Source organism: Saccharothrix sp. ST-888 (assembly GCF_000955975.1).
Taxonomy (GTDB): Bacteria; Actinomycetota; Actinomycetes; order Streptomycetales; family Streptomycetaceae; genus Kitasatospora.
On record NZ_JYJF01001111.1, the window covers coordinates 1 to 252 of the forward strand.

General features: G+C 73.4%; 1 protein-coding gene. It reads left to right on the top strand.

Features of this window, described 5'->3' with window-relative positions; all coding sequences use genetic code 11:
* Positions 1–252 (top strand): acyltransferase domain-containing protein (locus UK12_RS35840; RefSeq protein ID WP_045307414.1); only part of this gene is annotated, 252 nt, incomplete at both ends.

Consider the following 252-nt stretch of genomic DNA (forward strand, 5'->3'; position numbering starts at 1 on the left):
CTGGCCGGTCACTCGATCGGTGAGCTGGCGGCCGCGCACGTCGCGGGGGTCCTCTCCCTGGCTGATGCTGCTGCTCTGGTGGCGGCTCGTGGCCGGCTGCTGCAGGCGCTGCCCGCCGGTGGGGCGATGGTGGCGGTGCAGGCGTCCGAGGACGAGGTCCTGCCGCTGCTGGGCGCCGAGGTGGGTGTCGCGGCGGTCAACGGCCCGAACTCGGTGGTGATCTCGGGTGCCGAAGCCTCGGTGCTCAAGGTC